This is a genomic window from Melaminivora alkalimesophila (assembly GCF_000282995.1).
Lineage (GTDB): Bacteria > Pseudomonadota > Gammaproteobacteria > Burkholderiales > Burkholderiaceae_C > Melaminivora > Melaminivora alkalimesophila.
Genome location: NZ_ALEE01000829.1, coordinates 1 through 391, shown reverse-complemented (window position 1 = coordinate 391; position 391 = coordinate 1). Strand labels below are relative to the sequence as shown.

The following is a 391-nucleotide window of genomic DNA, read 5'->3' as shown; positions in this document are numbered from 1 at the left end:
GTGGAAGGTGCAGCTGCCGCTGGCCATGCCCTCCATCATGGCCGGCATCAACCAGGCGCTGATGCTCAGCCTGTCGATGGTGGTGATCGCTTCCATGATCGCCGTCGGCGGCCTGGGCCAGATGGTGCTGCGCGGCATTGGCCGCCTGGACATGGGCCTGGCGACCGTCGGCGGCCTGGGGATCGTGCTGCTGGCGATCGTGCTGGACCGCCTGACCCAGGCCATGGGCGAGCCGCGCCGCGGCGGCGAGCGCTGGTGGCACACGGGCCCAGCGGGCCTGGTGCTGCGCGCCCTGCGCCGCCGCCCAGCCCCGGCCGTGGCCCGGCCGGCTGCAGCGCCCGAGCCCACGACCACCGGCGAGGCCGCTCCGACGCCAGCGGCGGCGCGCCCC

Annotated in this window: 1 protein-coding gene; it reads left to right on the top strand. The window is 76.0% G+C overall.

The annotated features are described in order from the left end of the window. A partial coding sequence (locus tag A612_RS15950; RefSeq protein WP_040437231.1) for an ABC transporter permease subunit occupies positions 1-391 on the top strand: 391 nt, incomplete at both ends.